Raw genomic sequence first — 26,244 nt, forward strand, 5'->3', positions numbered from 1 at the left:
GAGCATCTATGATCACCCACTCGGCTGAGCATCTTCTCATCCCCATTGCAAAACGGGGAGCACTTTCTTCCCATCAAATTGTACAAAAAGAACGATCTTCCGGAACAATCATCGACCTGGACGGGAAAAAACATCAATGGAACTGGTATGGGTTTATCGAAATTGATGGGATGCTCTATGTAAAAGGCGATCCGATGGATGTTGAGGTCGTAACGGTATCGGATAAGGATGCGCTCTATGAGAAGGCAGCCCTTCTTTATCATGCCTTTCTCTATGCCTCAAGCGAAACGAGCCACGGTTTTTTTTATACCCGGGATGAAGGTTCCAGACTTACCGGAATTCTTGTTCTTCCCCAGCTTTTACGGGAGATGGCCGAGGCAAACAGCGACGAGGATGACGCCTTATATCCGGTAATCCAGATCCCCCCTTCCCGGCTTTCCCGGACGGAATGGAAAAACGAATATGCAGCCTTTTTGTCAGCCTGTTTCCTTTATCGCTTTCTTCTTGGGGTTAATCCCTTTCCGTCGACGGAATTCTCCTCATCCTATGAGCGCGCCGAACTCTCCGGCCCTCTCTTTCCCGATTCAATTCGGCCCGAACTCTCAAAGGACGTATCTCATCTGCTGGATGTCTCTCTTTCGCTTCCTGCTGCATTGAAGAAACGCGGCTCCTATGAGCTCGAAGAGGTTCGCCGGACCCTCAAGGAATATCCCGCAAGACTTGCAACGATTGAGAACACTGAGAATGATGATGCGAATTTCGGGATCTCAGGGGTAGAGGCTGCACGTAAAAACGAAAATGTGCAGGAAGCCCATACCATTGAAGAAAAGAGATCTGCCCCTCTGCGACGAAGGATATACCTACGAAGGCACAAAAAGCGGTTAATCATTATTGGTTCGGCGGCTGCCGTCTTTCTTTTCCTTGCCTCGTTTATTGGGAATCTTCTTTTTCGTGCTCGACCTACCGACGGATTGCCTCCTGAGCAGGTGGTAGAGCATTTTTATCAGGCAAGGAACAACCTCGATCATGAGACCCTCGATGCCTGTCTGGAAGGGTCCACAGGTTCCTATCTTGTCGATGAGGTAACGACGCTGTTTGTTATTACAAGGGTTCGCCTCGGATATGAAGGCAGTGATGTGCTCATACCTGCCGAAAGGTGGCTCTCCACCGGAGCAAAAGAGCCCAAGGAGGGGGCAATAATCTACGGTGTTGCAGCCGTAGCTATCACCCCGATTTCACGTGATGAGGAGACGGCACAGTTTCAAAGTTCCTATCTGCAGGTGGTACCGAGCTCGGGAGAAGAACAAGACGTGGGTTCCGAACCTTATAAGATAAGCAGAATAAACGAAAAACTTTCTCTCGAAAAGAAAAGCCGCAGATGGGAAATCAATACGATAACGCCCATCGAGAGCTCCCCGATATCACGGCAGGAAGCCCTCGACTATGTTAGTCGCCAAAGCCCATGACAGCACTGATGATCGCCGTAGAGACAAGCCATCCACCGGTAACTGCAAGCCCTGTTGAAATCTTTTCTCTGTCGTCCATACCAGAGAAGAGATTGTCGTCCTGAGCAATGAAAAGCGCCGAACCGAGTAAAAGTGTTCCTGTAATGCCGCTGACAGCGGAAAGCTTCCGTGCTTTTGCTTTATTGAGTGCAAGAAAATCATCGGTTTCATCTGTATCTTCGGCTTCAAGGGCGGTTACAAACTCATATTTCTGCCAATAATCAATTCTCGATGAATCGATTGGAAGCACGGAAGAAAATATCCTCCCCTCGGGAGAAGCCTTTTCGGTCGTTGTCTCGTTGAGAAGTACCATGGTACCGGCATCAAGAACAAGCTCTTCATGACTCTCGGCCGAGACAACATCGACGGCCCCCTCGAAACAGTAGACCGCTCCTCTGGCTGTCGCTTCAAGCGAATCGCCTGTTTTCTCCGCTATGACATCGAAACCGAAGTCCGTTCCGCGGACTCCAGCCGTTGCCGATGGTCCCTGCACCTCAAAAGAGCGTCCCCCCGCAAGCTTTGTTACCCTGGCGCGAACCCTGCCGTAGGTAAGACGAAGAGAACCGACATCCTCTGCACTACTTCCTTTCGGAATGGAAAAGCTCGTTTGTTCGGAAACCTTTATAATACGATCCCCCGGTTCAAGTAAAATCTCAAGAAAGGCATGCTCATAGGTATTGATATAATCACCGAAATGCAATTCGGTCCCCTCGACATAATCGACCAACGGGTCATAGTAGCGCTTTTGCCCATCTCGAACGATCTCAAATCCTCCGCCGTCGGAGAAAACGATGTAGCCGGCTCTTGCTGAGATTCCTGTCGAATTTCCAGCAGTCGTTTCTTGTCCCCATACCGTCCATGGTGGCATCATCCATGCCAGGCAGATTACAAGAATCAGGATGTTTCTTTTTCGGTCTTCTTTTCTCATAACAGTTATACTATCGGCAATTTTTCGGCAAAGAGAAAATTTCTTACACATTCTTCAATCTTGGAGCGTTCATCGGGATGAAACCACCGGACATCCGGAAGGGAAGCGAAAAATGTGATCTGTCGCTTTGCATATCTTCGGCTGTTTCGTTTGATACTCTCCCGTTCATTTCCCGGATCGGTAAAAAACTCTCGATATCCGATCCCTTTCATGGCCGGGGTCTTGGCATTGAAGCCAGCGGCGATGAGGCTTGCAACCTCCTGTTCAAGGCCATAATCAAACATGAGATCGACACGCTGATTGATTCTTGCATAGAGTTCCTGCCGATCACGCCGTAAGCCGAGACAAAGGAAGCGGTATCCCTCCCTGGGATCCATGGAAGGGGCAAAAGAAGAGTGAGGCTTACCCGTAATGCGGAAAATCTCCAAAGAACGTTGGATACGGACAAGATCGTTGGGATGAAGCTGTGATGCTCGCTCAGGGTCGACACGCTGTAGCTCGCAATAAAGCGCCTCATGTCCCTTTTCCGCACACTCTTGGTCCAGCTCATCGCGAATCTTAGAATCTGCAGACGGTAACTGGGGCAAACCGAACATGAAACTTCGGAAATAGAAGGCCGTTCCTCCGCTCATAAGGGGGATATGCCCATTTTCCAGGATCTTCGAAACAGCCTCATCGGCGAGACGGACAAAATCACCGGCGCTAAAGGGAAGAATAGGATCGATGATATCGATTAAATAATGGGGAAGCCTATCAAGCAGATCCCTATCAGGTTTCGCCGTTCCGATTGAAAAACGACGATACACCTGCATCGAATCTGCACTGATTACTTCAAAACCGCGGGAAAAGGTAGAGGCGAGCAGATCCGTCTTTCCTACCCCTGTAGGTCCGAAAAGGAATACCAGAGGAATGGCATCGATCGAGATAGGAACTACTCCTCCAGGCGATATTTCACCTTTTCCTCAAGTATCTGTCCCATGGCATAGGTAACAACCTTCTCATGTTCCCTCTCGAGATTTTCATCACCGGTCATGGTAATCTGTCGCGCCCTTTTAATGGCGGCGGACGTAAGCTCATATACATTGCCTTGATGGCTAATGAGTTTATCAAGGGGAAATGGCATATAGATCTCCTGAGTATAATGCGTTTATCTTAATCTTTGTTATTATAGCGATCATATAAGAGTCTGTAAAGCACGCTCGACAATCATCTTGGCTATCTCTTCAGGGAAAAGATTTTCAACATTGATGACCATATCGGCAAATTCGTAGTCATCGTTGTCTATATCGTAAATTTTCAGGTAGCGATCATGATCCCGTTGATCACGCTGATGAGTCTCTTTTATATTCTTTTCCAGGCTTCCGCCCTCCCGGCGCAGAATTCTTTCGGCCCGAACCAGCAAGGAAGCATAAAGGTAGACCTTCAGATGAGCCGAATTAAACATCCAGATGGCAAGTCTTGATCCCAATACCGACGGACGCTCTTTCGCCATCTCGACCTGACGTCTGTCAAGTTCGCGATCAATGTCGAAATTCGTCTCTGCCATTTTGCAAAGCTCGGCAAAGGTGACACCCCGCTCCTCGGCAAGCTGCCGAAAGGTGAAATTCACCAACTGGATGCCCAATTTTTCCGCACAAAGGGCACTGACGGTACTGTTACCGCATCCACTTTTCCCTGAGACGGCAATGCCGAACCCCTTTGGAAAAGAGAGAAAGGAATCGCTGTTATTCGACATTTCGTAACTGCTCCCTAATATTCTCAATAGCTTCTTTCATCTCTACCACGGCATGACCAATTTCCGCTATCGTATTCTTTGAACCAATGGTATTCACCTCTCTGTTCATTTCCTGGCAGAGAAAATCGAGCTTTTTCCCCACAGCGCCCTGTTGCCCGGCAATGGCTTCAAAATGGGCAATATGCGTATCAAGCCTGTTTATTTCTTCGGCAACACCATATTTCATCAAAAGAACAGCAACCTCCGATAGTATTCTGTTTTCATCAAAGGTGCCGTCGGTAAGCTGTTTGAATCGCTCAAGAAGTGCATCGTAGAGCTTTTTTTCAAGTGCCGCTGCACCGGATCTGACTATAGTCAGTCCTTTTTTCACCCGTTCAAGATTGGAAAGGATATGGGCCTTTGTCGCCGTTCCCTCACTTGCTCTGGAATGTTCGAAAGATTCGAGGATCTCATCTAATAGGGGAATAATAACACGACGGTAGCGCTCGATATCCCGATTTTTCACCGACTTCAGTACGCCATCCATATTGAGCAAAAGAGGAAACAAAGAAGAAGATGACTCCCCAAGCGTATCGGCAAGGGTTCGCAAGGCTCCCATGTAACTCTCGGCAACCTTGAGATCGGGAATGACCTCGATCTCTTCTTGAAGTTCCTTGAGACGGACAGAAAATTCAATCTTTCCTCGTTCGGCCCTTGCCTTGATCCTATCACGGAAGTCGCTTTCAAGGGGAGAAAGGAAAGGAGGAAGGTTGACGGAAATATCAAGATATCTGTTGTTCCAGGATTTGAGTTCAACGCTAAGCTGCAAGGCATCGTTGCTGAACTCGGAAAAACCATAGCCGGTCATGCTTTTCATTGCTGATTGCTCCTTTGAAGAAAATGGTTGTACAGTGCCTTTCCCAGCTCCCAATTGTTTCCGGCTCCCATCGTTACAAACAGATCCCCCTGCCGCAAACTTTGAGATAAAGGTTCAAAGGCATCAAGAGGATGATCGTAGTAGCGTACCGCTGAGGAGTGTTGTTTCACCCGGTCGAAGAGGCTTCTTCCGTCGACATTTCCTTTTTTTTCACGGGCGGATGCGTAGATTTCATGAAGGATGACCTCATCGGCATCCGTAAACGCTTCGGCGAACTGATCAAGCAAGGCTTCGGTCCGTGAATAGGTGTGGCTCATAAAATCGATCACGATACGCCGTTCCGGATAAAACTCACGAAATCCGGCAAGTGTTCGTCTGATCTCCGTGGGATGATGTCCGTAATCATCGAGAAACAGCACACCGCCTGCCTCTCCCAGGATTTCCGAGCGTCGCTTGCTTCCCGAAAAGCCCTCCAGCTCCCGACGAACAGATTCCATCCCATAGGTATCGAATGATTCCCTGTCGCTCATTTCGCGAATCAAGGCAAAGGCCGCAAGCGCATCTTTGGCTATATGTTCTCCGGGAATGCGCAGGGAAAATTCCCCATCGATACAGGCGACGGTAAACCGATTTCGTTCGTCCCTCACCGACCTGCCGGTCATCCTATAATCCCCTGGAGCCGATATACCGTAGGGAACCAACCGCACGTCCTCCCGTATTGCAGAGAGCCTTCGAGCGACCTCACAGGCCCCTTCGTCATCGTGACAATAAATAAGTACGCCTCCCTTTGATAAACGAAGAGCATATTCAACAAAAGCGCTCATGATATCATCGATATCCCTGAAATAGTCGAGATGATCGGCCTCGACGCTGGTCAGGACGATCCATTGAGGATAAAAGCTGAGAAAATGACGTCGATATTCACAGGTTTCGGCGATAAAAAACGAATCGCCGCCAAAAAAAATAGAGCCTCCGCCGAAAGCCGGAACAGCGGAACCGGCGAGGACAAAGGCAGGAAGCGCGGCAGCTCTGGCCATCACCCCGGCAAGGGCAGATGTGGTGGTCTTTCCGTGAGAACCGGCAATACCTGCAAAGGGTACGGTTTCACTGATTGATCCGAGCGCTTGAGTATAGGAAAGAACAGGTATACCTTGCCCAAAGGCGGCAAGGATCTCGGGATGTTTCTCAGGATCGTAGGCCGCGGAGTAGATGAGCCCAGCCGCATCTTTTGGGAGATTTTCTTTGCGAAACTCCTCGAAAAAGGGGATTCCAAGTCGTTTTAGAACATCATCGGTGTAAAAGTGTTCGGCCGTATCGCTACCGGAAACAATAGCACCCTGTCTTAGCAGAAGTTCGGCGAGAGCGGCCATTCCGGTACCCTTTATGCCGACCAAATGAAATTTAAGACCGGATATATCCCCGCACAGTGATATTCGTTGCATGATAGGATCATACATTTTGAAAAAAAGATGTGCAACCGCCTATTAAACGTGTAACTATTCTCCCCCTGTGTTGTTTCTATTTTCAGAAAGGGCGTCGGAATTATCAGGACGAACCGCCTTATGACGGTGATAAACCGACAACGACAGGCACCGTGGCCGTTGGCCAGGATCGCATGCTTCTTTCACTCCTCCTCTCTTTTGGCTCCGACCATTTCTCTGGTCGGAGCCGCTTTTTTCTGATACAGTTTTTTCATGAATTGGAAATCAATCTACCGCACCATTCGTACGGTTATACGCGAGTTTCTGAAAGATTCCTGTACCCTGAGGGCATCGGGACTCGCCTTTTCCACCCTTTTGGCCCTTGTTCCCCTGAGTGCCACCGTCTTCGGTATCTCCACCGCCTTCGGGGCATTTTCCTCCACTGAAGCTCAGATTAAGAATTTTCTCATAAACCAACTACTTCCCACACGCCAACAGGAAATTCTCAGCACCATCGAGGTTTTCGTGGAAAATGCGAATACCCTTGGTATCGTAGGCTTCATGGTCTTTGCAGTCACATCGGTTTCCCTGTTAAACGGCATTAATGTGAACTTCAATGCGGTCTGGGGAAGCCCAATCAAAAAAGGTATTCTCCTTTTTTTTACCAATTACACATCCATCATCGTATTCGGAACTATTTTTCTTGGTGCTAGTTTTACCCTAACGAACACAGCTACCCAGATTATAAAGGGAGTCCCAGAATTATTTTGGCTTCTAAAAATCGGCCTCCGCATTGCTCCCTATCTTTTTACCTTTCTTCTCTTTCTTATCATGATCTATGTTATTCCCACCGGTGTCGTTCGAAAAAAAAGCGCTCTCGTTGGGGCTCTTATCGGCTCGATTCTCTGGGAAGTGGCAAAATACGGATTTGTAAAGGGTACCAATTATATACTCAGGGCCTCAATCATTTACGGTTCCATCGCAACGATTCCTATCTTTCTATTCTGGCTCTACCTCATATGGATGATCATTTTTTTCTCCCTTGAGGCTTCCTACGTTCATCAGCACTACAGCGCCGAGGTCTCCTTTCTCGACGGGAAAATGGATAATCCCGCCATTTCAGTATCTCTTTCGCTTCGCATCTATTTTATCTGTGCAGAGGCTTTCCTAAGGGGAAAAAGTCCGATAGATACCGATGAACTGGTTCTTCGATTCTCTTTGGACCAGAGTACGTTCTATCGCGCCATAGAACCTCTCACGCGCTCCTCCCTCATCTACGAAGTACAGCCGCATCATCTTATCTTTCCGGGAAAAGATCTTTCAGGAGTAACGTTGTCGTCACTTATTGCAAGCCTATTTTCCTACGACGAAGAGGGTGCGACTGCTGGAGCGGTACATCCTCTCGTTGCCCAGTTTATACAATCGGGAAGTTCCAGCTTCAATGAAACATCGGTTCTGGATTATCTTAATGAACATAGAGATGGGGAATCTGTCAGGTGAAAAACGGACACAGGCTTTTTTCCCTCATGATCCTTGTTACATCCCTGAGCTCCTGTACCCTTCCTCCTTCTTCGATCGTCGCGGAAGGGCCTTCCCTGACCGATGAGAAGATTGAAGAGCTCCTATCTTCCGCCCCCTTTGCCATTACGACCTCCGATTCGGAGAATGTACCCCTGACGAAACTTTCCTTTCGCTATGTAGAGCCCTTTCAAGAGCTCCCCCCGGATTCCTTGATTATTCGAAGAGAGGAGCTTGCTTTTACAACAGAACTGCATGATTCCCGCTTTTCTCTTACCAGAAAGGAGGCAAAAGAGGCGACGGCATCGAAATCGGATGATCTGATCCAATCGACGGACCTCCGTCTTCCGCGTCGGGCCCTCAGCATCGACGGGAGCTATCTGGGAGATCCCGGCTATCCCCTTATTCGTTATCTCGTGCTTTTGGTTCATCCCCTTTCCGAGACGAAACCTGAGAGCTTCTTTCAAAAGGTTTCGTTTCTCATCACCAAGGGAAAAAGAGATGAGCGCTTACGCGCTCATCGCAAGGCTGTGGAATCTTGGGTAAAAAAGATAGCAGCATCGCAACCCTCTGCTGCGGAAAAAACGATCTGGATAGATTCTGTAGGTGATATGATCTTCAGCAGAGGTGTGGAGCCACTTCTCAGCCAAAGCGGGGGCCTATATAAGGTTTTCGATACAACCCTGCCCATCCTTCAATCCGCGCATCTTAGTGCCGGAAATTTCGAGGGGACCCTCGCCTCTGCAAATAGAAAAGCGGAACCCAAAAGCTATAACTTTCGTTTTTCACCAAAGGTTCTTCCCTATCTGGAAAAGGCGGGCTTCGATTATCTTTCCATCACCAACAATCATATCTGGGATTTCGGTAAGGAGGGCTTTCTGGATACCCTGAAGGCCATCGAATCTTCTCATCTTGCCACAAGCGGTGCAGGACGCAATTTTAAGGCTGCTGCCGTCCCGTGGAAAACCGAGCTCGAACATCAAGAAATTTCCATTCTGTCCGTCGGCGCCTATCCTCAGGAGCGCAACGGCTTCAACGGAAAAGATATTGCCTTTGCGGGGAATGATAAGCCGGGAATCCTTTTTGTCGACAGAGGGGCAAGGGAGGCCATCAAAGAGGCCTTTGACGATGATGCATTTCATGTGCTCTATGTGCACGGGGGGTGGGAGTGGCACCGAAAACCGGACGCATATTATCGGGAACTCTATCGTTCTTTTGTGGACCTGGGAGCCGACCTTGTTGTTGCAAGCCATCCCCACGTGCTTCAGGGGATGGAGGCCTATCACGGAGCTCTCATCGCCTACAGCCTGGGAAATTTTATTTTTCCGGGGATGGAAGAGATGAAGTGGGCCACCGATTCCATGATTCTCCGGGTGGGTATACGGGAAGGGAAGATCTGCTACGTGGAGCCGATACCTGCGGTTTTATCCGGAAAAGGGGTTAAAAAAGATCCGGATGAGGCAAAGGCGTTACAGCGTTTTATAGAACTGCACGTGGAAGAGTAAGCGAAACCAGTCCGGAAAGCAACCAGCAATAAAAAACCACCGAATAGCTCATCGGTGGTTTGAAACTCATATCTTGTATCTTGATTTTGTGAAGATTGAAAAGGTTATGCCGAAAGAGAAACCTTTCCGTGAGCAACAGCCTTGTTGCATTCCTTACAGATCTTGATCTTCTTTCCCTCTTTCTCCACTTCATACAGCAGTTTGATGCCGGTTCGATTGCAGAGGGGACATGTACCGCGACCACTTTTGATCAATTCCCGAATTCCACTGCCACGATGTGCTTTCGACATATTGTTTCTCCTTAAAGGCTGAATATACCTGGTTTAAGGGACTATATCGTCACCTTGTGAAAAAGTCAAGGCGCCGGAAACAACGGCTCTCCAGATATTGGGAAGCCTATCGTCAATAAAATTGCGAAGATTTTTCGGCCTTCCCTGAGTTACCGTATCACTCACAAGCCGAAGGACGGCAGAAGGAACAGAATAGCGGTTAAGTACCGTAAGGACAGCGGCACTCTCCATATCGATCACACCAGGAGAAGCGATACCATCTCTCCTTTCGCTGGCCAGAAAACGGTCACCTGTGCATGAAGTACCCGAAAACGCGGCAAGGTCTGCCTGAGCCATAGCCGCATGGATCACTCCGCTCAGCCTCTCGTCGGTGTACTCTATGCCTCCTCCGTCGGGATAGATACCGCTCTTTCCCCGTCCAGGCTGGACTTCGAGGTCCCACTGAAGCGTATCAGAGGCAATGAGAAGATCCCCTATCGATTCCTTGTCAGCTGCACCGCCGATACCCAAGAGAACGGCGCAGTCGATTTTTTGCTTTGCGGCGATCGACCGTTCGAGAATAGCAACCGTCGTGGCGACCGAGCGAACCTTCCCCATCCCGGTGGTATAGGCTTCAATAAGAACATGCTCATTGTCGCTGATGATCGTCCTGTAGCCCTTTCCAAAGAGGCAATTTCCGGTTTCCTGAAAGGGGAAGAGCTGTAACAGGGGATGGAGCTCCATCGGCAAGGGCGATAACAAGAGTATCATCCCGTCCCCCGGCTCTTGCCCGAGCTCAGCCATTCCATGACAGCCGATGCGGCGCCTCCCTCGGAAGCGGGAGGGAATGTGTGAAACCGGTATGCGTGTGATAAGGGAAAACCTTCGACCACCGCAGCACTTCCGGCCCAGCGCAGCATATGCAAGTCGTTGAAATCATTCCCCACCGCCAGAACCTCTTTCCGATCAATCTTCAGCCGATCGCAGAGCAAGGCCAGACCGCTCCCCTTGTCGACCCCCTTGGAAAAGAGCTCAAGCCAGAATGACCGTCCATCCAGAGGGCTTGTGGAACGAATGACCGAATAGTGTGAAGAAAGGGACATAAGGAGTTTGTCGGAAATCCGCTCCTCATCAGCTATGGCGATAATCTGGGTAAGCTCTCCGGGTAGCTCGATAGGGCCCTCTCCTGCCACGGCATAGGTATGATAGCGCTCTATCCTTCGTTCGAAGTCGGGATGACCTGCAAAACGTCGGTAAAAGAAGCGATGATTATCGGGAATCGGGAAATGGACCATGTAGTCGATTGCCTCGGCCTCGAGAAGCCGTAAGCCCCATTCGGTCTCACTTTTTTTCAGATGACGTTTCCAGCAAAGCCTCCTGCTTGAACAATCGTAGAGGCCTGCTCCGGAAGAGAAGATAAGATAATCCAGGGGCCAGGGCTCCGGCCAGCTTTCCCGGATACTTGCAAGACTTCGCCCCGTTGCCACCACTCGGACCACATCACGAGGCAATCCACATTCGAGGAGTTTGACAACCGAGGCAACGGGGTTGCCGCCGACCGCCATGGTTCCGTCGAAGTCCAGGGCGATAAGCGATCTATTCGATGAGCTCATAGCTGCCCGTCACTATGGGAATGTTAAGGTTGCCGAGGACCCGCTCCAGCAAAACCCCTTCCCTGTTCGGAATCTTGTAACCAAAGGTTGCACGAATGGCAACAGAGATAAACTGTACGGCCCTATCCAGGGCTATCGGCAGACTATCTCCCTGCAGTATGCTTCCCACCACGACGCTCGCAAAAATATCCCCGGTTCCCGGATAGAAGGCCGGAATATAGCTGCAATCAACCTTCCAAAATCGGCCGTCCTCCCTATCGTAGGCAACGACAGTGGAGAGCTGCGGTGTATCGTCGGTCCGAACGCTGGTAATGATTACCTGCCGGGGCCCCATATCTGAAAGGCGTCGAAGATAGCCCTTAACCGCTTTCAGGTCGGTTTTCTCACGATAGGTTTCATCCAGCAGGAGCATGGCCTCAGTAAAATTGGGAGTAATAATATCAGCTTTCCCAACCAATTGCCTCATTCTGGATACCAGGCCGGGGCCTATCGGAGCATAGGTCGCACCGTCGTCCCCCATGACCGGGTCGACAAGGATAATCGTATCTTCACCACGAAACGAGACAATAAAATCCGATACAACCTCCACCTGCTTTTCACTTCCGAGAAAGCCCGAGTATATGGCCTGAAAATCGATATCAAGGCTTTTCCAATGCTTGATAATCTCGACCATCTGGTGGGTCAAATCAAAGAAGGCGTAATTTTCAAAGCCACTCGTCTGGGTCGAAAGCAGGGCCGTTGGCAAGGGACAGACCTGCACCCCCATAGTAGATAGTATTGGGCTGACGATGGTAAGACTTGAGCGTCCGAAACCCGAGAGATCATGGATGGCAGCCACCCGCGGTACAGGATTCTTCATGTATTGCCTCCCTATTCGAAAAGAATACCATGTTCCATACCTCTTTTGCAAAAGGGCAGATTCCCTACTTCTTGTCCTAATTGGCCTCGCATGGTAGAACCTTTTCATGATTGATTACGAACAACTGCTTACATCAGCACGCCCTCTTATTCTTTCCGCAAGCGGATGGAGAAAGATTTTTGCCGCAACAGGAGAGGAGGAGGATGCTTCCCCCAGGCTTTTACCGGAGGACAAGGCGCTTGTTGCCGTCATGATTGCTGCTTTCTGCCGGTTTCTTACAGAGGAAGGCCTGTCTCCCAATGCTGCGACCATAGCAGTCGCTACAGATTCGAGGCCCACGGGTCCTGCAATCATGGGGCAGGTTGTTGCATGCCTCGATGCCACGGGCTATAGCGTGGCAGTCGTCGGCATCTCCGCCGCTCCCGAAGTGATGGCCTGGGCCAAGGAGGATTCTCAGGTAGATGCCTTTGTCTATATTTCCGCCAGCCACAACCCCATCGGACACAACGGCATAAAATTCGGACTGGCTACCGGAGGTGTCCTCGACGGAGAACAGGCATCAAGGCTTATTCTCCTTTTTAAACAACTGCTTGACGATAGGGAACAAGCCTTAGCGGCTATCGCCCGAAGCGAAAGCCGCGACGAGGAAAGGGTACGTTCGCAACTTGCCAAGGCTTCCTTTTTTAAGAAACAAGCCCTTGATTGCTACCATCGTTTTCTCCGCAGAACGGTCACCGGGAGCTCCAGCGATCAGGAAGCCGATAAGATATTCAATCTGTTCGCTTCCCAGGCCGAAACCTATCCGGTCGGCGTTCTGGGAGAGCTGAATGGAAGTGCCAGAGCCCTTTCGATCGACAAGAAAATTCTATCCGAGGCAGGGGCTTCCCTCTTTTTTGCCGGAGATAAGGTGGGGGTCATCGAGCATAGGATTGTTCCTGAAGGCGAAAGCCTTGATCCTGCGCGGAAACTTCTTCAGGAATTACACGCACAACGGGCCGAGTTTGCAATTGCTTATGTTCCAGACAATGATGGTGATAGAGGGAACCTTGTTTTTGCTGGAAAAGATGGGAAATGCAGGGCCCTTGAGGCGCAGGAGGTGTTTGCCCTTGCCGTTCTCTCGGAGCTGGCCTATACAAGGTGGCTGGAAGCGAGGACATCGGACAGGTCACCTTCGGCAAAGCTTGCCGTTGTCGTAAACGGCCCGACCTCTATGCGCATCGATTCCATTGCAAATGCCTTCGGGGCTGAAACCTTCCGCGCCGAGGTTGGGGAGGCCAATGCCGTAAACCTTGCCAGGGAAAAACGCAAAGCGGGCTATACGATTCCCATCCTCGGTGAGGGAAGCAACGGTGGAAATATAACCCATCCCTCGGCGGTGAGAGACCCCCTTTGCACCGTTTTTGCGGTTCTCAAACTTTTGCTCATACGTGATAGGGATGAGAACCCCGGGCTTTTTCGACGTTGGCTCCGTGCCTCCGGCAGGCAAGAGCTGTATAGAGAAGATTTCACACTTTCGGATATCATTGCGAGCCTTCCAACCTATACCACCACCAGCGCCTATGAAAAACGGGCCATCCTTCGCCTCGGAAATTTCGACCACGGTGCGCTAAAACGGGCATGGGAAGAAGAGTTTCTATCCCAATGGGAGACAAGGAAACAAGAACTTGCCGAACGCTTTGGTATCGTGGCATGGGAGGAACGCCAATATGAAGCCACGTATGAACGGAAGGAGCGGGGCGAAGCGGGGCGAAGCAGTAAGATGACAGGAGGCCTGAAGCTTGTGTTTTTCGGGGCGGACGGATTGGTGAGTGACTACATTTGGATGCGCGGTTCGGGAACTGAGCCCCTTTTTCGTATCCTTGCAGACTGCAGGGGAGACGACAAGGAGCGCGAAGAGTATCTTTTAGCGTGGCAGCGTTCCATGATCCTTCGTGCCTACGAAGGTATTCGATAGCCCTCGGGGCTTTCCGCTACGAACCCCTCTCGGACAAGGGCGGAAAGAAGCTGCATTGTCTTCTCCGGATCGGCATTGATATCGGTAGAAAGCTCCTCGCAGCTCCTGGCTCTGCCTTGGGAGGCCGTCAGCAAGCGGAGCAGAGCGCCTCTTTTCTGCCTGTCGGAGCCCTCAAAGGTCGATTGCCTGCTGTAATGTGCACTTCTTCGGTTCGGATTCTCAACGCCACGGAGGGCCGAACCATAATCCATTAAGGCATAATACCAGTTGCGAGGATCCTTTCGATCAAGGGTTTCCTCCACCAGGGGAAGGATCTGGCGGTCCGTTACCTTCTCCTGGTCAGGAAAAAAGTGGTGGATAAAGATTCTACGGATATTCGTTTCGATAAAAACCACCGGCCTGTTGTAGGCAAAGGCAAGCACCGCCTTTGCCGTGTAGGGACCGATCATCGGAAGCGCAACGAGCCCGTCGTAGGTATCCGGCAAAGAACCACCGGTTGAAACCACACGTTCGGCAATCTTTTTGAGGGCAAGGGCCCGTCTATTATAACCAAGGCCGCTCCACAGGCTAAGGAGCTCTGCAAGCTCAACATCTGCCATAGTCTGAGGATTGGGAAAACGCCCGGCAAGGCTCTCCCATTTTGTAGCAACCCTGCTTGTCTGGGTCTGCTGAAGCATCATTTCGGAAAGCAGAATCAGCCACGGATCGTTTGTTTCTCTCCAGGGAAAGCTGCGCCTGTTTTTTTTGTAGAACTCGTAGATAAGACGGCGAAAATCATCCTTTTCCATGGCAGAAATATACCAAAACGAGGGTGCCTCGGCAAAGCCCGACAGGCATTTCCCCTATTTACCCATATCTTCGCCGTCGTAGAGGGTAAAAAGCTGATCTTCGGAAACATTGGTATTATTCTTTCCGCTACCCATAAAGACCGCAATAAAGCGGAGCCCGGGGACATTCTGGCAGATAATCTGTATGATTACGGTAATGGGAACCGCAAGAAACATGCCGACTACCCCCCAGATCCATCCCCAGAGAGCCAAGCTAAAAAGGATGACGAAGGGACTCAAATTGAGTCGATGCCCCTGGAGCTTTGGATCCAGGAACTGGCCGATGATCGCTTGTATACCAATCATAGAGAGAGCAACGGCAAAAATCTTACCAGGTGAGGGGTAAAACTGAATGATTCCCATGAGGATCGTAATGATCATATGGAACGAGCTTCCGATGGAAGGGATAAAGTTCAGCAAGAACGCCAAGGTTCCCCATACCACTGCAAAGTCGAGGCCGATAATCTTTAAGGCAAACCAGACCGCTATGCCAGTTGCCAGGGAAAGAAAAAACTTTAAAGAAAGGTAGCGGGCCACCTGTTGATTAATATGCTCAATCATATTTCCGACCTTTTTTCCAGTCTTCTCTTCAAAGGCCATCTGCAATTTTTTCTTAAAATAGGGCTTCTCGAGAAGAAGAAAGATCAGAAAAATCATAACGATGAGGAATCTACTGATAAAGTTCATCAAATTTCCCGAAACCTTTACCAAAGATCCTCGTAAGGCACTGTTCCAGTTGATCTGCCCCAATAATTCCTCATAGGAAAGACCAAAACGGTTCTCGACATTACGGAACAGCTCACGTATGATAATACGAAAACGTTCGGCATACTTGGGGAATTCGGCAATAAAGCTGTTTACACTTGTCTGAATGAAAAGGAAGATGAGAAACATCACTCCCAAAAGAAAGAGAACAACGATAGAAATGGCAATAAACCTTGGGACATGCATCCTGTTGAGAAAATTGATGAAAGGGGCGATGATAAACGACAAAAAGACAGAAATGATCAAGGGTAACAGAACATTTCCGGCAGCCTTTAACAAGGCTCCAACCATAATAACGACAATGATGAAAAGGAGTCCAACAATAGCATTCTGTGTTTTCATGCTATGGGAACTATAGCACCGAGACGGACTTTGTCCTACCCGTCTTCCTCGGTCTGGGAAATTTTCTCATCTTCCTCTGAAACTTCTTCTTCTTCCTCTTCTTCTTGTACCCCGGTTTTTACCGCTGTAATCTCGGAGACAGAAAAGATCCGATCTATGGTCAGGATGATAATGAACTCATCGTCACGCTTTCCTATCCCTTCGATGAATTCGGTGTTGAGGGTTGTCCCAATACGGGGGGCAGGTTCTATTTGGGAGAGGTCGAGTTCAATTACCTCCCTGACGGAATCTGCCAGAGCCCCGACAACCACAAGATCACCGTTCACCTCAACCTCGAGAACAATGATACAGGTATTAACGGTATTGACGATGGCATCCATCCCGAACTTCATGGCGAGGTCGACAACGGGCACCACCCCACCGCGAAGATTGATAACCCCACGCATGAAGGGTGGCATTCGGGGAACCTTGGTGATATCGATAACTTCCAAAACTTCCCTCACTTTGGAAACCTCAACACCATATACTTCTTCGGATAGCATAAAGGTAAGAAATTGCATATACGTTCCCCCGTTTCCTTTCTGTACCTTATACTATCGTGTAAATTCCCCCACCGATGCAAGAGCCCCAAAAATATTCCATGGGAATTATCGCTTCTTCCGACCGAAAAATCTATTAAGTATTCCCCCCTTTTCCTTTTGAAGAATCGAAAAGGCCTCACCACTCCGTCCGGCAATACTTCCCATGGAAAGGAGCCGGGCCGAACGATCGGAAACCAGCCGGGAGCTGTTTCGTCGGGTTAGGTAATCAATTCGTCGTTCCAGTAAAATGCGGATGTTTGCGGCAGTTGCCTCGGGGCTTTCGTGGGCGCCTCCCGGTCCTTCCGGAATAATGCCGGAGATCACACCAAGATCCAAAAGATCGGAAGCAGTCATTTTCATTAGTTCTGCAGCCAGCTTCGCTTTTGAAGCGTCCCGAAGAAGAATAGAAGCACACCCCTCAGGGGTAATGACGGAATAGACCGCATTTTCCAGCATGTAGACCTCATCCCCTACTCCGATCCCCAAAGCCCCTCCACTGCCTCCTTCCCCTATGATAATACAGATGATCGGAACGCTGACACGACTAAGCTCCTTCAGATTACGGGCTATGGCCTCCCCTATTCCCCGCTCCTCGGAAGAAAGCCCGGGATAGGCTCCCGGCGTATCAATAAAGGTGATGACAGGTCTGCCGAATTTCTCAGCCTCCTTGATCAAACGAAGTGCCTTTCGATAGCCTTCCGGATTGGCCATACCGTAATTACGGTAAAGATTTTCCTTAAGATTTCTCCCTTTCTGGTGTCCGACAACAGTAACGGCCCTCCCGCTGAAAAAGCCAATTCCACCGATCATAGCAGGATCATCTCCCGACGAACGATCTCCCTTTAATTCAAGAAAATCGTCAAAGAGCATCTCTATGTAGTCGAGGCTGGTCGGGCGGGAGGAATTTCGTGCAAGCTCCACCCGTTCCCAGGCATTTCCCTGCCTGCCGTTTCCAAGATACTTGGTTTCGATTCGGGAAAGTTCTTCAAACACGCCCATATGCTCTTCCGCGGCAAGGCGTTTGAGCTCCTTTAGTTTCTTTTCAAAGGCTTTGTTTTTCATGAATCCTCTCATCCGCTCTGACGGGACAAATCGTAGGGACGGTGAGCATCGATCAACAGAGTTATGGTCTTCCGTAGCTTGGAACGGGGACAAACTCGGTCGACAAACCCTTTCTGCTCCTGGAATTCGGCACGCTGAAACCCCTCCGGAAGTTTCTGGCGTATAGTCGATTCTATCACCCGTGGCCCAGCAAAGCCAATCAAGGCACCGGGCTCGGCAAGGATGACATTACCCAACATCGCAAAGCTGGCCGTGACTCCTCCTGTGGTCGGATGGGTAAGGACAATGAAAAAAGGAAGCCCCTTTTCTTCAAGAAGGGCAGCAGCATGACTGGTTCTTGCCATTTGCATCAGAGAGATGATCCCCTCTTGCATTCTTGCTCCCCCGGAAGCGGTAAAAAGTAAAAGAGGAATTTGTCGCTGAACCGCAACAGAGCATAACCGCACTATTTTTTCTCCGACAACGGCGCCCATACTTCCCCCCATAAAGGAAAAGCTCATAACGCCAAGGGCAAGTTCCCTGGAGTTGACGGAACAAACGCCGGTGACGATGGCCTCGTTCATCTTTGCTTTTTGCCTCGAAGCCGTTAGTTTTTCTGCATATCCCGGAAAAGCAAGAGGATCGGCTGTTTCCAGAACATCATCACTCTCTCTAAAGGAATCGGGATCGGCAAGCATTTCGATTCTCTCCCACGCCGTGACTGAAAAATGGTGGCCGCAGCCGGGACAGACAAAGAGGTTCTTTTTCAAATCCGCCAATTCGATGTGAAGATGGCAGCTGGGACAGGAGTGCTGATTCTCTACAAAGCTGCGTTCATCTCGAACGGCACCGCTTTTTTCGCCTCCGCTGGGCTTCTGCTCGACCCTGTTTTTGCGCTTATCGCTTCCTTTTCCGGGCGAAAACAGCCCCTTAAACGCGTCAAGGAATTTCATCACACCTCCTTAAGAATGGTCTCCAGGGCCGAAGTCCCGAAACGACCACTTTGGAAGATCGGACTGGATACGATTCGCTTCTGGGTTGCAAGGTTCACGGAAAGACCATCGATTACAAACTCGTCCAAAGCCCGAAGCATACGGTTGATCGCCTCTCGGCGAGTGGAGCCGTGGACAATCAACTTAGCAACCATTGCATCGTAATAGGGAGGAACCTTGTAGCCGGGATAAAGAAAGCTGTCGACCCGAACGGAAACTCCACCGGGAGGAAGATAATAGGAAACGGTTCCCGGAGCCAGTGCATTGATTCGGCATTCGATCGAAGAGCCTTTGATAGTAATATCCCTTTGGTTGAACCCCAACTCTTCCCCCACAGCGCCACGGATCTGTGCCTTTATAATATCCACACCACTCACCATTTCACTAACTGGATGTTCCACCTGTACCCTGGCGTTCACCTCCATGAAGTAATAGTTTTCACCATCGAAAAGGAATTCAATGGTACCGGCTCCCCTGTAGGAGAGCTTTTCAAAGAGACGAACCGAGTTGCTACACATATCTTCTCGTATTGCGGGCGATATACCGGGCGAGGGGCTCTCCTCAACCAGTTTTTGATGCCTGAGCTGCATCGAACAATCTCGCTCGCCGAGATGAACAACGTTCCCTTTTCCGTCGCCGAGAAGCTGAACCTCGACATGACGAGGATTTTCCAGATATTTCTCAAGATAGAGGGTACCGTCGGAAAAGGCTGTTTCCGCTTCATGGCCGGCAATCTTCATGGCGGAAGCAAGCTGCGATTCATCACGAACGATGCGCATTCCCTTTCCGCCCCCTCCGCTGGCAGCCTTTACGATAACCGGAAAACCCACCTTTCGGGCAAAGGAAAGGGCTGCCTCTGCATCCTCAACGGCACCTTCGCTGCCGGGAATTACGGGAAGGCCTGCTTCCTGAGCGGTACGCTTCGCGGCGACCTTATCACCGAGAAAGGCAATCGTTTCGGGCCGCGGTCCGATAAATATGAGCCCCGCCTTTTCTACGTCGGCCGCAAAATCAGCATTTTCACTGAGAAATCCGACACCGGGATGTACGGCATCACAACCACTGGCTACCGCCGCGGCTATCAGGTTCCTTTTGTTGAGATAACTACTTTTCGAATCGGCTTGTCCTATACAAACAGCCCTGTCCGCCATTCGTACATGAAGAGAATCCTTATCGGCCTCAGAATAGACGGCAACGGCCTCTATACCGAGCTCTCTGCAACTTCGAATAACCCGAACGGCTATTTCGCCCCGATTTGCAATGAGTAAACGATGTATCATCGGCTTCCTCCGTCCCTTTAGATTCGTTCGACGGAAAAAAGCGGCGTTCCATATTCCACCATCTGCCCGTTTTCCACAAGAATAGAAAGGATCTTGCAGTCATATTCAGCCTCCAGCTCGTTCATGGCCTTCATAGCCTCGATGATGCAGAGGGTTTGTCCGGACTTTACAGTATTTCCCTCTTCGATGTAGGCCGGAGAATCGGGGCTTGGAGAACGATAGAAAGTGCCGACAATGGGAGAGGCTATATATTCCCCCTCCTGAGCTTCAGCCTCGTTTTCTTCCGTCAAATTGTGTTGCGACTGACCGGAAGTAACAGGGGCCCCATCTATGCGTTGGGCAAAAGCCTCTTTTTTACGAAGCGACAGTTGCGTATCGCCTGTTTTTAATTCCAACTCAACAAGTGAGGTTTTTTCAAGGTGATCTATTAACATGGTAATCTCTTTGATATCCATTTTGCTTTACCTCCGTAAATCGATCGGACGCTACCACAGATTGTTTCGGCCGTCAACCGATATTATCAACTATTTACTTTTTTGACCAGATGTGTATAACTATAAGATTTTATTCAGATGTTGTATATTGACAAAAGGGATAAAGATTCGAATCTTCATCCAGTATTACTCGAAGGAGGATTCATGCGAGTAAAGATAGCTTCGGTAGGTGCATATGTACCGGAAAAAAGAATAAGCAACGAAGAACTTGCGAAAAGCGTCGAAACGTCCGATGAATGGATTCGTTCCCACACTGGAATAGGGAGCAGACACATCTGTGCAAAGGATGAAGCGACCTCAGATCTCGCGGTTAAGGCTGCAGAACAAGCCATCGCCTCTGCCGGTATAGACAAACAAGAGATAGAGACCATCATTGTTGCGTCCGCAAGCGGTGATTTTGTAGGCTTTCCCTCCACCAGCTGCATTGTTCAGGAAAGGCTTGGTATCACTTCCTGCGGAGCCTTCGACGTTGCTGCAGGCTGTACTGGCTTCGTCTATGCCCTTGAAATTGGCAAGTCGATGGTCGCATCCGGCAGCTCATCAACCATTCTTGTTATCGGTGTCGATACCTTATCCAAGATAACAAACTGGGAAGACCGAAATACCTGCGTGCTTTTCGGCGACGGAGCGGGTGCTGCCATATTGATGCCGGCAAGCGATGGGGAAAAAAGCGGTATCATCGATTCGATTCTCGGAAGCGACGGGTCGGGGGCCGAATATCTGATGAGAAAAGCGGGAGGATCGCGCTACCCCATTGACGACCCCAAAACGGTGGAGAAGAAGGATCTGTGCATCGCTATGGATGGCCGAAAAGTGTACAACTTTGCGGTACGGGTCAACACCGAGCTGATAACTTCGATTCTCGAACGAAATAAGCTTAGCTTTGAAAATGTCGACTGGGTGATTCCTCATCAGGCAAACATCAGGATCATTCAGGCTGCAGCAGGTCGTCTTGGAATCGGTTTGGAGAAATTCTTCATCAATATCGAAGAGTATGCAAATACATCCGCAGCATCCATACCGATAGCCCTCAATCAGCTTGCCGGGAGCGGAAAACTGAAACGAGGCGACCTTTTGCTCTTTGTCGGCTTTGGTGCCGGTCTAACCTACGGCGCGAACCTGCTTCGCTGGTAAAAGAATATGGCACAGCGTACAACAACAGGCACGCTCATCTTTCTCTACCCTGGCCAGGGGGCCCAGTACCCCGGTATGATACGGGATATCTTCGAAGCGAGCAGCGGTGTCAAAGAACTTTTCACCCTGGCATCGGACTGTACCGGTATCGATATGAAGGCCCTTCTGTTCGAAGCAGATGAGACGGAGTTAAAGAAAACGGAACATACCCAGGCGGCAATAACCCTTGCTAATATCGCCGTTCGAAAATTCCTCTCGGAATCGGGAATCGAATCCTCTGCCGTTGCCGGTTTCAGCCTTGGCGAATATGCTGCCCTTGCCGATGCAGGGGTTCTGACCGAAGAAGCCGTTTTCAGGCTTGTGGTCGAACGGGGGCGCCTCATGGCCGAAGCAATTGAAGAGGGAGCCGAAGGCGCCATGGCCGCGGTGATCGGTATCGATGCACAAACAGTCGACAAAATAATCGAAGGGATAGAGGGCGTTTACCCTGCAAACTACAATGCCCCCCTTCAGACCGTCATAAGCGGGACACACAAGGGGCTTGAGAGCGCAGCTACACGGCTAAAAGAGGCTGGAGCGCGAAGGGTCGTCCCTCTTAAGGTGGCAGGGCCTTTTCACACACCACTTCTGGAAGGTGCAAGCGCCCGCTTTGCAGAGCTTATCGAATACTACCAATTTTCATCACCAGTAAAGCCTCTATTCTCCAACGTAACGGGGACAGTGGTGGTTTCTTCAGAAAAAATACGAGGTCTCTGCGCAAGACAGATCATTTCGCCGGTACGGTGGACGACGGTTGAATCTTCTATTTGTGAAATGAAGCCGACTCTTGCGATCGAATCTGGTCCCGGGAAGGTCCTTTCCGGACTCTGGAAGAGCAGCTCTGCTTCCGTGCCCTGCCTCTCCGTTGACAACAGAGAAGCTGCTCTTGCCGCCCGAACGTTTATTGAGAATAGCTAAGGAGAAAAGCACATGAACAAGAATCAGGGAATCCTGAAGGGAAAAACGGCCATTGTAACGGGTGCCAGTCGGGGAATCGGTGCTGCAATCGTCGAAAGCTTTCTCGCCGAAGGTGCCGTTGTCTACGGTTTCAGCCGCAGCAAGGCGGAGTTCCAAGGAGACTTTCACTGGATCGAAGTTGATGTCGGGGATGCGGAAAGTATCGAACAGGGTTTGGAAAAGGTCTTCGAAGCCGTGGGTACTCCAGACCTTCTTGTCAACAACGCAGGAATAACCAGAGACGGGCTTGTTTTCCGGATGAAAGAGAGCGATTGGGAAGATGTACTGAGGATCAACCTTACCAGCGCTTTTAGGATTTCCAAGGGAGTCGCTCTGCGCATGGCCAAGGCCCGTTCCGGGGCAATAGTCAACATATCAAGTGTGGTCGGTATTACCGGCAACGGTGGCCAGACAAACTATGCGGCAAGCAAGGCTGGCCTGATCGGTTTTTCCAAAAGCCTTGCACGGGAATTGGCTTCCCGAGGGGTACGGGTGAATGTAGTTGCCCCAGGTTTTGTCGATACATCGATGACTGAATCTTTAAACGATAAGGTCAAAGAGGAGCTGGCGGGTAAAATCCCCCTTGGGCGAACCGCCAAGCCGGAGGAAGTTGCAGAAGCAGTACTCTTCCTTGCCTCGGATCACTCCTCATATATCACGGGTCAGGTTCTTGCCGTCGACGGCGGAATGACCATGTAAACATAGAAAAGGGAGCAAAAATATGGAGAACCAGAAACGTCGAGTCGTCGTAACCGGTATGGGGGCGATTACTCCGCTCGGCAATGATGTCGAGTCTACTTGGCAGGCCTTGAAAACGGGGAAAAGCGGTATTGTAAGAAATGATCGCTTTGACATTTCCGAATTCCCCTCGAAGATTGCAGGGCTTGTAAGAGATTTTGAGCCAAACAACTATATGGAAAAAAAGGATGCACGGAAGATGGCCCTGTTTACACAGTACGGTGTAGCCGCAGCCAGACAGGCAATGGACCAGGCAGGTTTCACCAGCGGAAATTTCGACCCCGACCGTGCATCGGTGTTCCTGGGAAATGGCATTGGAGGCTTCGAAATCATCGAAAGCTCCTATCGGATCCTTTTTTCCAAGGGACCAAGCAGAGTCCCTCCCCTAACGATCCCCAAATTGATCAGCAACGAAGGACCGGCTAATGTCGCCATGGTTTTGGGGCTCAAAGGCCCCTGCCAAACCATTACCACCGCTTGTGCCAGCGGAAGCGACGCCATAGGTGCGGCTGTAGCGTCCATCCGCAGCGGAAGAAGCGATATTGCAGTCACGGGAGGAACTGAAGGATGTATCACCGAACTCGGTATTGCCGGCTTTTGCATACTCCAGACCCTCTCTACGAAATACAACGATGATCCGACAAGGGCCAGCCGTCCTTTTGACAAGAATCGAGACGGTTTTGTCATAGCCGAAGGTGCCGGTGTTTTAGTGCTTGAAGAACTCGAACACGCCAAGGCGCGGGGTGCAAAAATTCTTGCCGAGTTAGCCGGTTATGGCGCAAGCTGTGATGCCTATCATCTAACCTCTCCCGAGCCCGAGGGAGAAGGAGCGGCAAAAGCCATGAGGCTTGCCATGGAAGACGGAAATCTTCGACCAGAAGATATTGATTACGTGAATGCCCACGGTACCAGCACGCCGACAAACGACCCAATTGAAACCAGGGCCATCAAAAAGGCTTTGGGAGAAAGGGCTCGCGACATACCGGTAACAAGCACAAAATCGATGACCGGGCACCTCGTCGGTGCAGCCGGTGGCCTTGAAACCATTATATCCGTTCTTACCATTCGAGACGGCTTCGTTCCCGGTACCATCAACCTTGAGGAGGCGGACCCGGAATGCGATCTCAACTATCTTCCCGGTAAAGGGAAAGAGATGAAAGTGAGGGCAACCCTTTCCAATAGTCTCGGTTTCGGCGGTCACAATGCGGTAGTAGCTGTTAAGGAGTGGAAAGAATGAACCCAAGCTTTGAACCAATGGCGGCTCCGGTCGATCTGGAGGGGGTAAAAACCCTCCTTCCCCATCGTGATCCCTTTCTTTTTGTAGATAGCCTCCTCGCCTTTAATGAGGAGACAATCGTCGGAGAAAAACTTTTTGGTGACGATGAATTCTTTTTTCGCGGTCACTTTCCCACCTACCCTGTTGTACCTGGGGTCTTACTCGTAGAGTCGATGGCCCAGTGCGGAGGTGCCGGTGTGGCCGCCGCAGGTTTTATTCGTAATGCCATCTTCCTCCTTGCCGGCGTGGAAAAGGCAAAATTTCGGCGACAGGTGGTACCAGGGGACAAGGTCCGTTTCGAGATTGAAAACAAGCGGATCAGTAAGCTGATGATTCGCCAGAAGGGCAAGGCCCTGGTCGGCAACGAGGTTGCTGCGGAAGCAGAGTGGTTCTGTATCATGAAGAATGAAGGAGAATAGACAATGGAACCTAAAATCAGAGGAGCAATCTGCATGAATGCACACCCCAAGGGGTGTGCAGAGGAAACCCGTAGGCAGATACGCTGGACACAAGACTATTTTTCGCATCACAAGGCATCAAAGAAACTGGAAAGGGTCCTTGTCATCGGAGCATCAACGGGATACGGGCTTGCCAGCAGAATAGCCGCAGCCTTCGGCTACGGTGCCGCAACCATCGGTGTTTCGTTTGAAAAAGAACCAAGCGAAAAGCGGCCCGCTACTCCTGGCTGGTATAATACCAGGACCTTTGACGAAGAAGCGAAAAAGGCGGGAATCCCGGCCCTAAGCTTCAACGGCGACGCCTTCTCGAACGAAATGCGGGCCAAGGTCGGGGATGCCCTCAAAAGCCTGGGCGGCCCTGCCGACCTTGTTATCTACAGCCTTGCCTCGGGAGTCAGAACCGATCCTGCCGACGGAACCCTCTATCGATCGGCTCTTAAACCCCTCGGAGAGGTGTACAAAGCCAAATCGGTCGATTTCATCAACGGTCGCCTCGGCGAAGTGGAAATCGCCCCGGCGACAGAAGAAGAGAGACGGGCCACGGTCAAGGTTATGGGCGGGGAAGACTGGCGTCTATGGATCGATTATCTTGGGGCACAGGGGCTTTTGGCCCCCGATGTAAAAACCGTAGCCTACTCATATATCGGTCCCGAGGTAACCCATGCAGTCTATCGTGAAGGGACCATCGGATCGGCAAAAAAGGATTTGGAAGAAACCGCAAAAGGGCTCAACAAGGAGCTTTCCGCATCAGGCGGAGGGGCCTATGTGTCGGTTAATAAGGCAGTGGTGACACGTGCAAGTGCCGTCATTCCCGTGGTATCCCTCTATATCAGCCTTCTCTTTAAGGTAATGAAGCAGAAGGGAGTACATGAAGGTTGCATCGAACAGATGGTCAGACTTTTTTCCCAGCGTCTTTATGGCAGCAACGAGGCAATGCCTGTCGATACAGAAGGTCGCATTCGAATCGACGACTGGGAGATGCGGGAGGATATCCAGAAAGAGGTCTCTTCCCTTTGGGAAAAGGTCGATGACGAAAATATTGATGAGCTGGCCGATCTTGCAGGCTATCGTGAGGATTTTCTGAAGATACACGGATTCTCAGTACCCGGCGTCGATTACGATGCCGAAGTAGATTTTCTGAATATATAAGGGAAATT

The 26,244-nt window shown here is 50.2% G+C and carries 27 protein-coding genes; 10 read left to right on the forward strand and 17 right to left on the reverse strand.

Annotated elements, in window-relative coordinates; translation table 11 throughout:
• Window positions 1–8 precede the first annotated feature (8 nt).
• Window positions 9–1,466 (forward strand): hypothetical protein, encoded by a 1,458-nt coding sequence (locus SPIRS_RS11475; RefSeq protein WP_013254854.1) that lies wholly within the window; start codon window positions 9–11, stop codon window positions 1,464–1,466.
• On the opposite strand, the gene SPIRS_RS11480 is transcribed toward SPIRS_RS11475, so the two are convergent.
• From SPIRS_RS11480 to murC, 6 genes are read right to left on the reverse strand one after another with little or no spacing between them, the layout of a single operon-like run.
• Complete coding sequence (locus tag SPIRS_RS11480; RefSeq protein WP_013254855.1) at window positions 1,447–2,433, reverse strand: FecR family protein; 987 nt, start codon at window positions 2,431–2,433, stop codon at window positions 1,447–1,449. The genes SPIRS_RS11475 and SPIRS_RS11480 overlap by 20 nt on opposite strands.
• Window positions 2,434–2,438: 5 nt before the next feature.
• On the reverse strand, window positions 2,439–3,383 hold the full coding sequence (miaA, locus tag SPIRS_RS11485) for a tRNA (adenosine(37)-N6)-dimethylallyltransferase MiaA (RefSeq protein WP_322786007.1): 945 nt from the start codon (window positions 3,381–3,383) through the stop codon (window positions 2,439–2,441).
• A complete protein-coding gene (locus SPIRS_RS11490; protein ID WP_013254857.1) occupies window positions 3,365–3,556 on the reverse strand; it encodes a DNA-directed RNA polymerase subunit omega in 192 nt (63 codons plus the stop codon). The genes miaA and SPIRS_RS11490 overlap by 19 nt, the downstream gene beginning before the upstream one ends.
• A 51-nt stretch (window positions 3,557–3,607) precedes the next feature.
• Window positions 3,608–4,168: a (d)CMP kinase gene (cmk, locus tag SPIRS_RS11495; RefSeq protein ID WP_013254858.1), complete on the reverse strand. Its 561-nt coding sequence runs from the start codon at window positions 4,166–4,168 to the stop codon at window positions 3,608–3,610.
• Window positions 4,158–5,024: a YicC/YloC family endoribonuclease gene (locus SPIRS_RS11500; protein ID WP_013254859.1), complete on the reverse strand. Its 867-nt coding sequence runs from the start codon at window positions 5,022–5,024 to the stop codon at window positions 4,158–4,160. The genes cmk and SPIRS_RS11500 overlap by 11 nt, the downstream gene beginning before the upstream one ends.
• The gene (gene murC, locus SPIRS_RS11505) at window positions 5,021–6,466 is read right to left on the reverse strand and encodes a UDP-N-acetylmuramate--L-alanine ligase (protein WP_041866299.1); all 1,446 of its coding nucleotides are present in this window, start codon (window positions 6,464–6,466) and stop codon (window positions 5,021–5,023) included. The genes SPIRS_RS11500 and murC overlap by 4 nt, the downstream gene beginning before the upstream one ends.
• A 252-nt stretch (window positions 6,467–6,718) precedes the next feature.
• On the opposite strand from murC, the gene SPIRS_RS11510 reads away from it, so the two are divergent.
• The gene (locus SPIRS_RS11510; protein ID WP_013254861.1) at window positions 6,719–7,945 is read left to right on the forward strand and encodes a YihY/virulence factor BrkB family protein; all 1,227 of its coding nucleotides are present in this window, start codon (window positions 6,719–6,721) and stop codon (window positions 7,943–7,945) included.
• Complete coding sequence (locus SPIRS_RS11515) at window positions 7,942–9,468, forward strand: CapA family protein (protein ID WP_013254862.1); 1,527 nt, start codon at window positions 7,942–7,944, stop codon at window positions 9,466–9,468. The genes SPIRS_RS11510 and SPIRS_RS11515 overlap by 4 nt, the downstream gene beginning before the upstream one ends.
• A 104-nt stretch (window positions 9,469–9,572) precedes the next feature.
• Here SPIRS_RS11515 and SPIRS_RS11520 read toward each other — a convergent pair whose 3' ends face one another.
• From SPIRS_RS11520 to SPIRS_RS11535, 4 genes are read right to left on the reverse strand one after another with little or no spacing between them, the layout of a single operon-like run.
• The gene (locus tag SPIRS_RS11520; RefSeq protein ID WP_013254863.1) at window positions 9,573–9,758 is read right to left on the reverse strand and encodes a hypothetical protein; all 186 of its coding nucleotides are present in this window, start codon (window positions 9,756–9,758) and stop codon (window positions 9,573–9,575) included.
• 33 nt (window positions 9,759–9,791) lie between these two features.
• Window positions 9,792–10,508 (reverse strand): 5'-methylthioadenosine/S-adenosylhomocysteine nucleosidase family protein, encoded by a 717-nt coding sequence (locus SPIRS_RS11525; protein ID WP_013254864.1) that lies wholly within the window; start codon window positions 10,506–10,508, stop codon window positions 9,792–9,794.
• Window positions 10,505–11,350, reverse strand: coding sequence for an HAD hydrolase family protein (locus SPIRS_RS11530; RefSeq protein WP_013254865.1), 846 nt, complete (start codon window positions 11,348–11,350; stop codon window positions 10,505–10,507). Before SPIRS_RS11530 ends, SPIRS_RS11525 begins: the two co-directional genes overlap by 4 nt.
• On the reverse strand, window positions 11,334–12,209 hold the full coding sequence (locus SPIRS_RS11535; RefSeq protein ID WP_013254866.1) for a pyridoxamine kinase: 876 nt from the start codon (window positions 12,207–12,209) through the stop codon (window positions 11,334–11,336). Before SPIRS_RS11535 ends, SPIRS_RS11530 begins: the two co-directional genes overlap by 17 nt.
• A 106-nt stretch (window positions 12,210–12,315) precedes the next feature.
• Between SPIRS_RS11535 and SPIRS_RS11540 the strand changes: the two genes are divergently transcribed.
• Window positions 12,316–14,163 (forward strand): phosphoglucomutase/phosphomannomutase alpha/beta/alpha domain I, encoded by a 1,848-nt coding sequence (locus SPIRS_RS11540; protein ID WP_013254867.1) that lies wholly within the window; start codon window positions 12,316–12,318, stop codon window positions 14,161–14,163.
• On the opposite strand, the gene SPIRS_RS11545 is transcribed toward SPIRS_RS11540, so the two are convergent.
• From SPIRS_RS11545 to accB, 7 genes are all read right to left on the reverse strand, one after another.
• Window positions 14,145–14,951 carry an HhH-GPD family protein gene (locus tag SPIRS_RS11545; protein ID WP_013254868.1) on the reverse strand — a complete coding sequence of 269 codons (807 nt, stop codon included), beginning with the start codon at window positions 14,949–14,951 and terminating at the stop codon, window positions 14,145–14,147. The genes SPIRS_RS11540 and SPIRS_RS11545 overlap by 19 nt on opposite strands.
• 54 nt (window positions 14,952–15,005) lie before the next feature.
• Complete coding sequence (locus SPIRS_RS11550) at window positions 15,006–16,097, reverse strand: AI-2E family transporter (RefSeq protein ID WP_013254869.1); 1,092 nt, start codon at window positions 16,095–16,097, stop codon at window positions 15,006–15,008.
• Between the two features lie 35 nt (window positions 16,098–16,132).
• Window positions 16,133–16,657 carry a chemotaxis protein CheW gene (locus tag SPIRS_RS11555; RefSeq protein WP_013254870.1) on the reverse strand — a complete coding sequence of 175 codons (525 nt, stop codon included), beginning with the start codon at window positions 16,655–16,657 and terminating at the stop codon, window positions 16,133–16,135.
• 87 nt (window positions 16,658–16,744) lie between these two features.
• The gene (locus SPIRS_RS11560) at window positions 16,745–17,740 is read right to left on the reverse strand and encodes an acetyl-CoA carboxylase carboxyltransferase subunit alpha (RefSeq protein ID WP_041866054.1); all 996 of its coding nucleotides are present in this window, start codon (window positions 17,738–17,740) and stop codon (window positions 16,745–16,747) included.
• 8 nt (window positions 17,741–17,748) lie between these two features.
• Window positions 17,749–18,672, reverse strand: a complete 924-nt coding sequence (accD, locus tag SPIRS_RS11565; protein ID WP_013254872.1) for an acetyl-CoA carboxylase, carboxyltransferase subunit beta — start codon at window positions 18,670–18,672, stop codon at window positions 17,749–17,751.
• A complete protein-coding gene (gene accC, locus SPIRS_RS11570; RefSeq protein ID WP_013254873.1) occupies window positions 18,672–19,991 on the reverse strand; it encodes an acetyl-CoA carboxylase biotin carboxylase subunit in 1,320 nt (439 codons plus the stop codon). The genes accD and accC overlap by 1 nt, the downstream gene beginning before the upstream one ends.
• Before the next feature lie 17 nt (window positions 19,992–20,008).
• Window positions 20,009–20,446, reverse strand: a complete 438-nt coding sequence (gene accB / locus SPIRS_RS11575) for an acetyl-CoA carboxylase biotin carboxyl carrier protein (protein WP_013254874.1) — start codon at window positions 20,444–20,446, stop codon at window positions 20,009–20,011.
• Between the two features lie 183 nt (window positions 20,447–20,629).
• On the opposite strand from accB, the gene SPIRS_RS11580 reads away from it, so the two are divergent.
• Genes SPIRS_RS11580 through fabV form a run of 6 tightly spaced genes read left to right on the forward strand, consistent with a single transcriptional unit; the run spans window position 20,630 to window position 26,236 of the window.
• The gene (locus SPIRS_RS11580) at window positions 20,630–21,619 is read left to right on the forward strand and encodes a beta-ketoacyl-ACP synthase III (RefSeq protein WP_013254875.1); all 990 of its coding nucleotides are present in this window, start codon (window positions 20,630–20,632) and stop codon (window positions 21,617–21,619) included.
• A 6-nt stretch (window positions 21,620–21,625) separates the two neighbouring features.
• Window positions 21,626–22,576, forward strand: coding sequence for an ACP S-malonyltransferase (locus SPIRS_RS11585; RefSeq protein WP_013254876.1), 951 nt, complete (start codon window positions 21,626–21,628; stop codon window positions 22,574–22,576).
• A 12-nt stretch (window positions 22,577–22,588) separates the two neighbouring features.
• Window positions 22,589–23,314, forward strand: coding sequence for a 3-oxoacyl-[acyl-carrier-protein] reductase (gene fabG, locus SPIRS_RS11590; protein WP_013254877.1), 726 nt, complete (start codon window positions 22,589–22,591; stop codon window positions 23,312–23,314).
• 22 nt (window positions 23,315–23,336) lie between these two features.
• Window positions 23,337–24,590 (forward strand): beta-ketoacyl-ACP synthase II, encoded by a 1,254-nt coding sequence (gene fabF / locus SPIRS_RS11595; protein ID WP_013254878.1) that lies wholly within the window; start codon window positions 23,337–23,339, stop codon window positions 24,588–24,590.
• The gene (fabZ, locus tag SPIRS_RS11600) at window positions 24,587–25,048 is read left to right on the forward strand and encodes a 3-hydroxyacyl-ACP dehydratase FabZ (RefSeq protein WP_013254879.1); all 462 of its coding nucleotides are present in this window, start codon (window positions 24,587–24,589) and stop codon (window positions 25,046–25,048) included. Before fabF ends, fabZ begins: the two co-directional genes overlap by 4 nt.
• Before the next feature lie 3 nt (window positions 25,049–25,051).
• Window positions 25,052–26,236, forward strand: a complete 1,185-nt coding sequence (fabV, locus tag SPIRS_RS11605) for an enoyl-ACP reductase FabV (RefSeq protein WP_013254880.1) — start codon at window positions 25,052–25,054, stop codon at window positions 26,234–26,236.
• The last annotated feature ends 8 nt before the right edge of the window (window positions 26,237–26,244 follow it).

The organism is Sediminispirochaeta smaragdinae DSM 11293 (assembly GCF_000143985.1).
Lineage (GTDB): Bacteria > Spirochaetota > Spirochaetia > DSM-16054 > Sediminispirochaetaceae > Sediminispirochaeta > Sediminispirochaeta smaragdinae.

Bases quoted from the DNA above. Each gene is read 5' to 3' on its own strand.
- SPIRS_RS11475 (WP_013254854.1), top strand. From the start codon at position 9: ATGATCACCCACTCGGCTGAGCATCTTCTCATCCCCATTGCAAAACGG.
- SPIRS_RS11480 (WP_013254855.1), bottom strand. From the start codon at position 2,433: ATGAGAAAAGAAGACCGAAAAAGAAACATCCTGATTCTTGTAATCTGC.
- SPIRS_RS11490 (WP_013254857.1), bottom strand. From the start codon at position 3,556: ATGCCATTTCCCCTTGATAAACTCATTAGCCATCAAGGCAATGTATAT.
- cmk (WP_013254858.1), bottom strand. From the start codon at position 4,168: ATGTCGAATAACAGCGATTCCTTTCTCTCTTTTCCAAAGGGGTTCGGC.
- SPIRS_RS11500 (WP_013254859.1), bottom strand. From the start codon at position 5,024: ATGAAAAGCATGACCGGCTATGGTTTTTCCGAGTTCAGCAACGATGCC.
- murC (WP_041866299.1), bottom strand. From the start codon at position 6,466: ATGCAACGAATATCACTGTGCGGGGATATATCCGGTCTTAAATTTCAT.
- SPIRS_RS11510 (WP_013254861.1), top strand. From the start codon at position 6,719: ATGAATTGGAAATCAATCTACCGCACCATTCGTACGGTTATACGCGAG.
- SPIRS_RS11520 (WP_013254863.1), bottom strand. From the start codon at position 9,758: ATGTCGAAAGCACATCGTGGCAGTGGAATTCGGGAATTGATCAAAAGT.
- SPIRS_RS11525 (WP_013254864.1), bottom strand. From the start codon at position 10,508: ATGATACTCTTGTTATCGCCCTTGCCGATGGAGCTCCATCCCCTGTTA.
- SPIRS_RS11530 (WP_013254865.1), bottom strand. From the start codon at position 11,350: ATGAGCTCATCGAATAGATCGCTTATCGCCCTGGACTTCGACGGAACC.
- SPIRS_RS11535 (WP_013254866.1), bottom strand. From the start codon at position 12,209: ATGAAGAATCCTGTACCGCGGGTGGCTGCCATCCATGATCTCTCGGGT.
- SPIRS_RS11540 (WP_013254867.1), top strand. From the start codon at position 12,316: ATGATTGATTACGAACAACTGCTTACATCAGCACGCCCTCTTATTCTT.
- SPIRS_RS11545 (WP_013254868.1), bottom strand. From the start codon at position 14,951: ATGGAAAAGGATGATTTTCGCCGTCTTATCTACGAGTTCTACAAAAAA.
- SPIRS_RS11550 (WP_013254869.1), bottom strand. From the start codon at position 16,097: ATGAAAACACAGAATGCTATTGTTGGACTCCTTTTCATCATTGTCGTT.
- SPIRS_RS11555 (WP_013254870.1), bottom strand. From the start codon at position 16,657: ATGCAATTTCTTACCTTTATGCTATCCGAAGAAGTATATGGTGTTGAG.
- SPIRS_RS11560 (WP_041866054.1), bottom strand. From the start codon at position 17,740: ATGAAAAACAAAGCCTTTGAAAAGAAACTAAAGGAGCTCAAACGCCTT.
- accD (WP_013254872.1), bottom strand. From the start codon at position 18,672: ATGAAATTCCTTGACGCGTTTAAGGGGCTGTTTTCGCCCGGAAAAGGA.
- accC (WP_013254873.1), bottom strand. From the start codon at position 19,991: ATGATACATCGTTTACTCATTGCAAATCGGGGCGAAATAGCCGTTCGG.
- accB (WP_013254874.1), bottom strand. From the start codon at position 20,446: ATGGATATCAAAGAGATTACCATGTTAATAGATCACCTTGAAAAAACC.
- SPIRS_RS11580 (WP_013254875.1), top strand. From the start codon at position 20,630: ATGCGAGTAAAGATAGCTTCGGTAGGTGCATATGTACCGGAAAAAAGA.
- SPIRS_RS11585 (WP_013254876.1), top strand. From the start codon at position 21,626: ATGGCACAGCGTACAACAACAGGCACGCTCATCTTTCTCTACCCTGGC.
- fabG (WP_013254877.1), top strand. From the start codon at position 22,589: ATGAACAAGAATCAGGGAATCCTGAAGGGAAAAACGGCCATTGTAACG.
- fabF (WP_013254878.1), top strand. From the start codon at position 23,337: ATGGAGAACCAGAAACGTCGAGTCGTCGTAACCGGTATGGGGGCGATT.
- fabZ (WP_013254879.1), top strand. From the start codon at position 24,587: ATGAACCCAAGCTTTGAACCAATGGCGGCTCCGGTCGATCTGGAGGGG.
- fabV (WP_013254880.1), top strand. From the start codon at position 25,052: ATGGAACCTAAAATCAGAGGAGCAATCTGCATGAATGCACACCCCAAG.